The sequence below is a fragment of the Sphingobium estronivorans genome, from assembly GCF_008692605.1.
Classification (GTDB): domain Bacteria; phylum Pseudomonadota; class Alphaproteobacteria; order Sphingomonadales; family Sphingomonadaceae; genus Sphingobium; species Sphingobium estronivorans.
The window spans coordinates 1-8,485 of sequence record NZ_LFCT01000050.1 but is presented as its reverse complement, the minus strand read 5'-3'; the positions used below and the strand labels follow the sequence as shown (position 1 = coordinate 8,485).

Here is an 8,485-nt window from a genome sequence, read left to right as displayed (position 1 = left end):
GTCCAAGAAGGCGAGGCCACCTCACTGTGCGACAGGTGCGGCACACCAATCGAGCGCTCGCGCAGCGGACGCTGGCTAGCGCTCGGCCCGATCTACGAAGAGGGTGGTCCCGCGTCCTGACGCGAAATTTGCGCGTCGTTCGGCAAGCTCAGGTGCGTTCCGTCTCTGCAGCAATCGGAATAGCGTACCATGTCCGGCGACCGTTCGAATCATCAGCATGGGCCGCGAACCGCCCATAGGCTCGAGCCGGTAGCGATCGTGATCGGCATGGTCTTCGAGCCATGCGCGAGCCCACGTCGTCGCGGCCAGTTCGCCCTCGAGATCCTCGCTCGTCGTCGCCACCGAGCGGTCGTCATCGCGCAGCAGTCGGTACCTCATGAGAACACATTACCTCTATTTGGATTGAAATCGCCCGGTAAATTGGTCTTGCTGGCGCTCGGTTCCCCGGCTGAGCACAGCGCCTGAGCAAATCTGCGCGCGCCGCAAAAATTTTTTGGCCGCACTATCTTGAAAGCCGCGCGACCAAAATTAGCTCACGGGTACCGGACGCCAAACCGGGTCCGGTTGGACACATGAGAGCGCCGGCTCTTGGTTACTGGCGCATCTCATGCCCGAATTGCTTCATTTGGAGGATTTGGAGATGAGACCGAACTTTGACTTTACGCCCTATCGCCGTTCGACGGTCGGCTTCGATCGTTTGTTCAACCTGCTCGAAGCGGGTGCGCGGGAGGAAGATGGCTATCCGCCCTTCGACATCCAGAGGATCGACGACGACAATTTCCGCGTCACCATCGCGGTCGCCGGCTTCAAGCCCGAGGATATCGAGATCGTCGCGCACCAGAACCTGCTCTCGGTCACCGGCAAGCGTGCCGATGACGCCGACAAGGGCGAATACCTGCATCGCGGTATCGCGGCCCGGGCGTTCGAGCGGCGCTTCCAGCTCGCCGATTTCATCGAGGTCGGGAATGCGAACTTCGAGCACGGCCTCCTGTCGATCGAGCTGACTCGTGTCGTGCCCGAGGCGATGAAGCCGCGCCGCATCGAGATCTTCGGCGCCGCTTCCAACGACAAGCGACTGGGCGAAGTGAAGGAAAAGGCGGCCGAGCCGGCCTGATCCCGCGCCCATCGGCCTGCCGGCGCCGCCTTCCGCTACCCCCCGCACGCGGCGTCCGGCAGGTTCAGCCTTTCATCCAGCCAGAAAAGGAGATGTCATCATGGCTATTCGTGATCTCATTCCCTGGAGCCGGCAGGAAAACCGGCTGCCCGTTCCGGTCAGCGCCGAGCGGGAAAGGGAAACCCATCCGCTGCAGTCGCTTCACCGCGACGTGAACCGTCTCTTCGACGATGTCTTTCGCAACTTCGGCATGCCCGCCTTCGCCGGCTTCGACCGCATGTCAGGATGGCCGCACCTTGAGCTGGGCGAGACCGACAAGGAGATTCGAGTAACGGCGGAACTGCCGGGCCTCGACGAGAAGGACGTGGAGATCTTCGTCGAGGACGGCGCCTTGACCCTGCGCGGCGAAAAGAAGTCCGAAGTCGAGGACAAGGATCGCGGCTACTCGGAGCGCAGCTATGGCCGCTTCGAGCGCCGCATCGGCCTGCCTAGGGGCATCGAACGCGACAAGGTCGCAGCCACCTTCAAAAACGGCGTGCTGACGGTCACGCTGCCGAGGACAGAGGCGGCGGAGCAGCACATCCGCCGGATTCCCGTCAATGGCGGCGCCCGCTGACGGCCGGGCCCGGACTTTCGAGTCCGGGCCTTCGGCCAACGACAACCAGGCGGTTGCCGTTGCTGGTGCGACCTCGTTCCCGCATGGCGCCAATGCGATCATTGAGCCGTTGGCCTTGGCGACAAGCGGCGGCCGACGCCGCCAAAATCGATGGCGGGTCAGGTTCGCGCCGCGTTGGGGGCCGGTTGCCGAGCCGCTGATGGGTTGGACCGGCGGAGGCGATCCCCTCGCGACGATCGAGCTGCGCTTTCCTGACCGCGCCTCGGCCGAGCGATATTGCCAAAGGCAGGGTCTTGACTTCGAATGCCGGACGGAGCCGTCGCTAGGCCAAATCCGTCCTGCTATCCCCGATGCCTTGGGGCCCGTGCTTTGCTGCTGGCCCACCGGCCCGCATGCTCTGTGCTGCGGCAATTTCCCTTGCGCCAGCATGGCCGCCAATGAGGAGGACGATCGCAGGTCTGCATAACCTCGGGGCGCTTCATGAGGGCGAGGACTGCTCGCCAGAGCATGCAGCGTGCGATGGACGCTCGTGTTGATGCCATGCCTCATCGAGGGCGGTGAGCACCCGGTCGATAACCGCCGCGTTGCTCGCCGCCTTGGCCAGTTCGCGCACCGCGAAATGCTGCAAGCGGGCAAGGTCCCCCTTCGGCAAGCGCAGCTCGATCTGCTTGGTGGTCAGTTTGTTCGGCTCGATGCCTTCGGCTGCACGGCCACAAGCCAGCATGTGATCGAGAAGTCTCTTGCGATGGGCGAAGGTCAAGCCCAGCGCTCGCAGCTCGTGCGGCGAGATCGACAGGAGCGCCATCGCGAATTCCATGATGTCGCTGAAGGGCAGGCGTACCGGCACGTCGTCCGGCTTCGGCTTGCGCCACCGCTTGAGCGACAAGCGCTTCACCGGATATCGATCACGCCATCGACCGCGCGCCACTCGGTGGGGCGGATCATCCCGTCATAGGAAATGCACACCGAGTGGAGCGGGGCCTCGATCTCGCGTCGCCAATGCTCGAGAAACGCGAACAGCCTTGGAAAGTCGGGCGCGAGATCGTACTCCTGCCAAACGAACAGCTGCAGCAGCGAGGGCGCATCCGGACGGTAGTAACGAATTTCTGCCGTCGTCAGCCGATGGCCCTCGAGCTGCCGGATGACATCGCGTCGGCTCATGGCGAAGCGCGGGAACCTTCCGCGGGCCTGTCGATCGCATGCATGGCGGCAAGGATGTCATCGATCGGCACCGCGCGCGTGGCGCCGGGCGGCATGCGCAGGCCGGGATGGTCGCGCACCGCGGCGCGGTCGGACGCCCAGGATGCCAGAATGGCGCGCTTCACTTCCGGCTCCAGGCTCGGATTGTGCGCAACGTCGAAGGGATGAAGATAGCGGGAAAATGGCTGCGACATGGCTCTGCCTCCTTCCTTTGGTGTCGCTCCTTTCTCATGAGCGGGCGCGCCGCCCACGCCGCAAATTTTGGAACGCTGGCGAGTCGCGTCAAGAGGGAAAATCGCACCGTAACAACTCGATAAGCCGACACCTGGCACTCGATGCCTGCGAGTGCCAAAAATTTTCGCGCACCATCTTGACGCAAAAAATGAGCTTTCCTAATTCCGCGTCACCTGACGTTCGAATAAACGCCGGGCCTATCACATCTCAGTTTTGCATCTGGAGGTTATGCATGCATTTCCGCCCCTTGCACGACCGTGTGGTCGTCCGCCGCATCGAAGCCGAGGAGAAGACCTCGGGCGGCATCATCATCCCCGACACCGCCAAGGAAAAGCCGCAGAAAGGCGAAGTGATCGCCGTCGGCGCGGGCCTGCGCGACGACAGCGGCAAGCTCGTTGAACTCGCCGTCAAGGCAGGCGACCGCGTGCTTTTCGGCAAATGGTCGGGGACCGAGGTCAAGATCGATGGCGAGGATTTGCTCATCATGAAAGAGAGCGACATCCTCGGCGTGATCGAGGCCAAGGCAGAGCTCAAGCAGGCCGCCTGACAGCGACCTGCATCCTCTGACACGTGGAAGGAAATCGAAGAAAGGAGACGAGACAATGGCTGCCAAGGAAGTCAAGTTTGCGTCCGACGCGCGTGATCGCATGCTGCGCGGCGTGGATACGCTGGCCAACGCAGTGAAGGTGACCCTGGGTCCGAAGGGCCGCAATGTGGTCATCGAGAAATCGTTCGGCGCGCCGCGCATCACCAAGGACGGCGTCACCGTCGCCAAGGAAATCGAACTCAAGGACAAGTTCGAGAACATGGGCGCGCAGATGCTGCGCGAGGTTGCGTCGAAGCAGAACGACAAGGCCGGCGACGGCACTACTACAGCCACCGTGCTTGCCCAGGCGATCGTGCGCGAAGGCTCGAAGGCGGTCTCCGCCGGCATGAACCCGATGGACCTCAAGCGCGGCATCGATCTCGCCGTCGGCGCCGTGGTCAGGGACCTCGAAACCCATGCTCGCAAGGTCAGCGCCAACAGCGAGATCGCGCAGGTCGCGACCATCTCCGCGAACGGCGACGAGGAAGTCGGCCGCATTCTCGCCGAGGCGATGGAGAAGGTCGGCAACGAGGGCGTGATCACCGTCGAGGAAGCCAAGAGCCTTGCGACCGAACTCGAGACTGTGGAGGGCATGCAGTTCGACCGCGGCTATCTCTCGCCCTATTTCGTCACGAATACGGAGAAGCTCAAGGTCGAACTCGAAGATCCCTACATTCTCATCCACGAGAAGAAGCTTTCTAACCTGCAGGCGATGATCCCGCTGCTCGAGCAGGTCGTCCAGTCAGGCCGACCGCTGCTCATCATCGCCGAGGACGTCGAGGGCGAGGCGCTGGCGACGCTCGTCGTCAACAAGCTGCGCGGCGGCCTCAAGGTCGCGGCGGTCAAGGCGCCGGGCTTCGGCGATCGCCGCAAGGCGATGCTCGAGGACATCGCGATCCTCACCGCCGGCAACGTCGTGAGCGAGGAACTCGGCACCAAGCTCGAGAATGTCACGATCGGCATGCTCGGCCGCGCCAAGAAAGTCATCATCGACAAGGACAACACCACCGTCGTCGATGGCGCCGGCGCGCATTCGGACATCGACGCCCGCGTCGCGCAGATCAGGGCGCAGATCGAGACCACGACCAGCGACTACGACCGCGAGAAGCTGCAGGAGCGCGTGGCCAAGCTCGCGGGCGGTATAGCGGTGATCCGCGTGGGCGGCGCAACCGAGGTCGAGGTCAAGGAGAAAAAGGACCGCGTCGACGACGCGCTCCATGCGACGCGCGCCGCAGTAGAGGAAGGCATCCTCCCCGGCGGCGGTATCGCGCTTCTGCGCGCGCTCAAGGCGCTCGACGGCCTCAAGGCGGCGAACGACGACCAGCAGTCGGGCATCGATATCGTCCGCCGGGCGCTGCGCGCGCCGGCCCGGCAGATTGCTGACAACGCCGGCGAGGACGGTGCCTTCATCGTCGGCAAGCTCTTGGAGAGCGAGGACTACAATTGGGGCTTCAACGCCGCCACCGGCCACTATGAGGATCTGGTCGGCTCCGGGGTGATCGATCCCGCCAAGGTGGTCCGCACCGCGCTCCAGGACGCAGCTTCGGTGGCCTCGCTACTGATCACGACCGAGGCGCTCGTCGCCGAAGCGCCAAAGGATGACAGGGGCGCGAAGGCTGCGATGCCCGAAATGGAGTACTGACAGACGAAGGGCCCGGCTGGGGCCGGGCCCTATCATCGAATATGAGGAACTCGACGATGAACGACCATTATCTGCGCTACCTCGAGCGCGAACATGCGCGTCTCGATGCCGAAATCCGCGAAGAGGAGAAGCGTCTCCATCCGCGCCATTTCCTGATCGGCCGGCTCAAGAAGCTGAAGCTGGCGGTCAAGGACCAGATGGCGGCCTGCTCGGGTCACGAGGAAGAGCGCGAAGCCGCTTGAGCGAGAGTCTGGTGCGGACGATCCGCGCAAGTGCCCACCGCTTACCGGCAGCGAGCTTTTGCCGGAAACCCGATGGCGGCCATCTACGTTGCATGGTCGTCCGCCCCGTTCGGGGAAGCTCGCGAGAATGGACAGGGGAGCCCCGAGCCAGCCGCCGGGGCTCCTTTGTCTGTCAGCAACAATCTATGGGACAGGCCAAGGAACCTGGCGATGCATTGGCGCGTAACGAAGCGGCTGCCCGCAGCTGGCGAGAGTGGCCGGCGACACACTATCGTCCAGATGGAAAAGGGCGAGGAAATCGATTTCATCCTGGATAGCGGTCTTGTCGTCACGCGCCGCACCGACGGCTCATACCTGATCGACGAAACCGGAGAAGTCCTCCGGCCGATCGATGCCTGACCCTTTCTCGAAACGCATGAAACGTCACGGCACCTGCGAGTCGCGGGAGGATTTCCGATTGCGCGCACCTGGTGGCAGCTACTCGCCCGGCTGAAGCGCGATCTTGACCTCGCGCGTAGCTTGCCCCCGCTGGAGGGTGACCCGGACGTTGGCGCCGACCTCGAAGTCGTCCAGTCGCGCGAGGAGCGCGCCGATAGTGCCTACTGGTTTCCCCTCGACGGCGGTGATGACATCGCCGGGCAGGAGACCGGCCGGACCGGTCGTGACACCGCTCATACCGGCCTTGGCGGCGGCGGAACCGGGTTCAACCGCCAACACGAAAACACCGTCACGGCCGGTCAGCGCCTTGAGCCGGCCGTTGACCTGCTCGTCAACCGAAATCCCGAGCGAGGGACGCACATATCTGCCGCTCCTGAGCAGCTGCGGGATCACGCGCATGAGCGTGTCGACCGGAACCGCGAAGCCTATGCCGGCCGAGGCCCCGGAGGGGCTGTAGATCGCGGTGTTGATACCGATAAGGCGACCACTCGAATCCAGCAGCGGACCTCCCGAATTGCCAGGATTGATGGCGGCATCGGTCTGGATGAGGTGCTGGATATCCGGGCCGCCGTTCTCGCTGGGTAGGGTGCGATCCAGCGCCGAGACGATGCCGGTGGTCAAACTCCAGTCGAGCCCGAACGGATTGCCGATGGCGAAAACCTTCTGGCCGACTTTAAGGTGGCCGCTCGTGCCGATCGGAACCGGCGACGGCGATTGGAACCCGACACCGATCTTGAGAAGGGCAATGTCGTGCTGCGGGCTCGCGCCGACCAGGCGCGCTCGGTACTTGCGGCCATCGGCGAGCAGCACGAAGGCTTCCGACATGCCTTGGACGACATGGAAGTTGGTGACGACGTGCCCGGCCTCGTCCCAGAAGAAACCGGAGCCCGTGCCGCGGGGTATTGAGAAGATATTCCGCGACCAGGCATCCTGAACGAGTTGGGACGTCGAGATGTAGACCACCGAGGCGCGCGATTTTTCGAAAAGCTCAATTGTCGATCGCTCGTCGGCGGCAAGTTCACCCCTTGGCGTGACCAGGCGCTGCGCGGTCGCTGGCGGATCCGCCGCACCGAATCTGCCGGACAGACCATACCAAAGGATCAGCGCCGCGATGCTGACGCAGACGATCAGCCAACGGCCGATAAACCCGATCCTGCCCGCACCGTTCTGCATCGCCGCAAGGATGGGCAGAGCGCTTGATGTCGGTCAAGGCACAATGACGGCGAGTTGGATCTTTGCGGGCAGTGACACAACAGCGGTAGGAGGTCCTCTACGAAGGATTGGTTCAGCGGAGAGCGTCGTGCATCATTTGAAGCGCAGTTTGGACTGCATGGTGTCGTGTTCGATCGCGCCCGCCGCGTCCGAAGTGATACTCGCGCAACTGTGGTCGCGCGCTTTCGCGTGCAAGCGCGATATGGACAAGGCCCTCTTCGTCCTCCTTGGCACCCGGCCCGGCAAAACCCGTGATGGCGACAGCGATTTGAGCCAGCGAGCGCGCGAGCGCGCCTTGCGCCATGGCGCGCGCCACTTCGGCGCTCACCGCACCGTAGCGCTCTATCAATTTGGGCTCGACACCCAGCATCTCGGTCTTGGCGTCATCGCTATAGACCGCAAAACCGCGCTCAAAGCAGGAACTCAGACCTTCGATATTGGTGAGAAGCGATGACAGCATGCCCCCGGTGCAGCTCTCCGCCGTGACAATCCTCAGGCCGGTGTGCTGCGCCAACTCGAGGACCTCGCTCGCCAGGGCGGCAAGGTCCTCGGCTTTGCCATCGATAGCGGGTTCTTCGCCCATGCTTCAGGCGTGAACGACCTTCAGTTCGGCCGGGGGCAGGGTGCCTGCCTCAGCCTTGGCCTTCAGCTCTTCCTTGCGGGCGAGCATTTCGTCGCGGAGTGCCACGAGATCGACACCGGCGTCGCGCGCCTGCGCGAACATGCCTTCCTGGCGCAACTCCTCCTCGTGGACGTGGTGCTTGATCTCCTCGGAGAGCACCTTGACCTTCGCGTCGAAATACTCATCCTCGGGATCGCCGGCGACGATGTCGTTGACGAGGACCTTGGCCCCGTCATGCTCGACATAGGCTTCGGTAAGGGTATCGGTCTCGATCTTGCCCTTCAGCGCGGGATAGAAGACCTCCTCCTCGATCACGGTGTGGATCTTGAGCTCGTTGAGATCTCCTGGGCAATCTTCATCTTGTTGCCGCCCTTGGCGCTTTCGAACTTCTCGAACAGGCCTTCGACCTTGCGGTGATCGGCCTTGAGGAGGGCAATGGCGTCGGTGTAGGTTTCGGTGGGCATCTCGCGTCCTTCCGTGCTGGAGCCTGGATATGCCGCGGTAACTGACCAGCCCCGTTTCGGGTTTCCGAAGAACGGGTCCAGGGTAAGCGAGGTCTGACGCTTCCAATTACCCACA

12 protein-coding genes and 1 pseudogene are annotated in these 8,485 nt (G+C 63.3%); 7 read left to right on the top strand and 6 right to left on the bottom strand.

Annotated features, from left to right (window positions below; all coding sequences use genetic code 11):
- Window positions 1-640: 640 nt before the first annotated feature.
- From F7P65_RS21650 to F7P65_RS21640, 3 genes are all read left to right on the top strand, one after another.
- The gene (locus tag F7P65_RS21650; RefSeq protein ID WP_004209664.1) at window positions 641-1,114 is read left to right on the top strand and encodes an Hsp20 family protein; all 474 of its coding nucleotides are present in this window, start codon (window positions 641-643) and stop codon (window positions 1,112-1,114) included.
- Window positions 1,115-1,214: 100 nt separating this feature from the next.
- Entirely contained in the window at window positions 1,215-1,730 is a 516-nt protein-coding gene (locus tag F7P65_RS21645; RefSeq protein WP_037522336.1) for an Hsp20/alpha crystallin family protein, read from the top strand.
- A complete protein-coding gene (locus F7P65_RS21640; RefSeq protein WP_150295608.1) occupies window positions 1,714-2,196 on the top strand; it encodes an NADH dehydrogenase ubiquinone Fe-S protein 4 in 483 nt (160 codons plus the stop codon). The genes F7P65_RS21645 and F7P65_RS21640 overlap by 17 nt, the downstream gene beginning before the upstream one ends.
- A 12-nt stretch (window positions 2,197-2,208) precedes the next feature.
- Here F7P65_RS21640 and F7P65_RS21635 read toward each other — a convergent pair whose 3' ends face one another.
- The 3 genes from F7P65_RS21635 to F7P65_RS21625 are packed head-to-tail and all read right to left on the bottom strand — an operon-like array spanning window position 2,209 to window position 3,124.
- Window positions 2,209-2,625, bottom strand: coding sequence for a hypothetical protein (locus F7P65_RS21635; RefSeq protein ID WP_240334433.1), 417 nt, complete (start codon window positions 2,623-2,625; stop codon window positions 2,209-2,211).
- Complete coding sequence (locus F7P65_RS21630; RefSeq protein WP_092956508.1) at window positions 2,622-2,891, bottom strand: usg protein; 270 nt, start codon at window positions 2,889-2,891, stop codon at window positions 2,622-2,624. The genes F7P65_RS21635 and F7P65_RS21630 overlap by 4 nt, the downstream gene beginning before the upstream one ends.
- Window positions 2,888-3,124, bottom strand: coding sequence for a hypothetical protein (locus F7P65_RS21625; RefSeq protein WP_017503361.1), 237 nt, complete (start codon window positions 3,122-3,124; stop codon window positions 2,888-2,890). The genes F7P65_RS21630 and F7P65_RS21625 overlap by 4 nt, the downstream gene beginning before the upstream one ends.
- Before the next feature lie 272 nt (window positions 3,125-3,396).
- Here F7P65_RS21625 and groES point away from each other — a divergent pair, with 272 nt between their 5' ends.
- The 4 genes from groES (at window position 3,397) to F7P65_RS21605 (ending at window position 6,033) form a co-directional block, all read left to right on the top strand.
- Window positions 3,397-3,711: a co-chaperone GroES gene (gene groES / locus F7P65_RS21620; protein WP_017503362.1), complete on the top strand. Its 315-nt coding sequence runs from the start codon at window positions 3,397-3,399 to the stop codon at window positions 3,709-3,711.
- Between the two features lie 55 nt (window positions 3,712-3,766).
- The gene (groL, locus tag F7P65_RS21615; protein ID WP_150295606.1) at window positions 3,767-5,392 is read left to right on the top strand and encodes a chaperonin GroEL; all 1,626 of its coding nucleotides are present in this window, start codon (window positions 3,767-3,769) and stop codon (window positions 5,390-5,392) included.
- Between the two features lie 56 nt (window positions 5,393-5,448).
- Window positions 5,449-5,634 carry an HP1242/YdcH family protein gene (locus F7P65_RS21610; protein WP_070152895.1) on the top strand — a complete coding sequence of 62 codons (186 nt, stop codon included), beginning with the start codon at window positions 5,449-5,451 and terminating at the stop codon, window positions 5,632-5,634.
- A gap of 210 nt (window positions 5,635-5,844) precedes the next feature.
- The gene (locus F7P65_RS21605; RefSeq protein WP_070152892.1) at window positions 5,845-6,033 is read left to right on the top strand and encodes a hypothetical protein; all 189 of its coding nucleotides are present in this window, start codon (window positions 5,845-5,847) and stop codon (window positions 6,031-6,033) included.
- Between the two features lie 78 nt (window positions 6,034-6,111).
- On the opposite strand, the gene F7P65_RS21600 is transcribed toward F7P65_RS21605, so the two are convergent.
- The 3 genes and pseudogenes from F7P65_RS21600 to F7P65_RS21590 all read right to left on the bottom strand — a co-directional run bounded on the left by F7P65_RS21600 (window position 6,112) and on the right by F7P65_RS21590 (window position 8,370).
- Window positions 6,112-7,245, bottom strand: a complete 1,134-nt coding sequence (locus F7P65_RS21600) for a S1C family serine protease (protein ID WP_150295604.1) — start codon at window positions 7,243-7,245, stop codon at window positions 6,112-6,114.
- Window positions 7,246-7,357: 112 nt separating this feature from the next.
- Window positions 7,358-7,867 carry a CinA family protein gene (locus tag F7P65_RS21595; RefSeq protein ID WP_150295601.1) on the bottom strand — a complete coding sequence of 170 codons (510 nt, stop codon included), beginning with the start codon at window positions 7,865-7,867 and terminating at the stop codon, window positions 7,358-7,360.
- 3 nt (window positions 7,868-7,870) lie between these two features.
- Window positions 7,871-8,370: pseudogene (locus tag F7P65_RS21590) on the bottom strand (hemerythrin domain-containing protein).
- Between the last annotated feature and the right edge of the window lie 115 nt (window positions 8,371-8,485).

Coding starts and splice junctions, on each gene's coding strand:
- groES (WP_017503362.1), top strand. CDS start 3,397: ATGCATTTCCGCCCCTTGCACGACCGTGTGGTCGTCCGCCGCATCGAA.
- F7P65_RS21630 (WP_092956508.1), bottom strand. CDS start 2,891: ATGAGCCGACGCGATGTCATCCGGCAGCTCGAGGGCCATCGGCTGACG.
- F7P65_RS21645 (WP_037522336.1), top strand. CDS start 1,215: ATGGCTATTCGTGATCTCATTCCCTGGAGCCGGCAGGAAAACCGGCTG.
- F7P65_RS21625 (WP_017503361.1), bottom strand. CDS start 3,124: ATGTCGCAGCCATTTTCCCGCTATCTTCATCCCTTCGACGTTGCGCAC.
- groL (WP_150295606.1), top strand. CDS start 3,767: ATGGCTGCCAAGGAAGTCAAGTTTGCGTCCGACGCGCGTGATCGCATG.
- F7P65_RS21650 (WP_004209664.1), top strand. CDS start 641: ATGAGACCGAACTTTGACTTTACGCCCTATCGCCGTTCGACGGTCGGC.
- F7P65_RS21595 (WP_150295601.1), bottom strand. CDS start 7,867: ATGGGCGAAGAACCCGCTATCGATGGCAAAGCCGAGGACCTTGCCGCC.
- F7P65_RS21605 (WP_070152892.1), top strand. CDS start 5,845: ATGCATTGGCGCGTAACGAAGCGGCTGCCCGCAGCTGGCGAGAGTGGC.
- F7P65_RS21640 (WP_150295608.1), top strand. CDS start 1,714: ATGGCGGCGCCCGCTGACGGCCGGGCCCGGACTTTCGAGTCCGGGCCT.
- F7P65_RS21600 (WP_150295604.1), bottom strand. CDS start 7,245: ATGCAGAACGGTGCGGGCAGGATCGGGTTTATCGGCCGTTGGCTGATC.
- F7P65_RS21610 (WP_070152895.1), top strand. CDS start 5,449: ATGAACGACCATTATCTGCGCTACCTCGAGCGCGAACATGCGCGTCTC.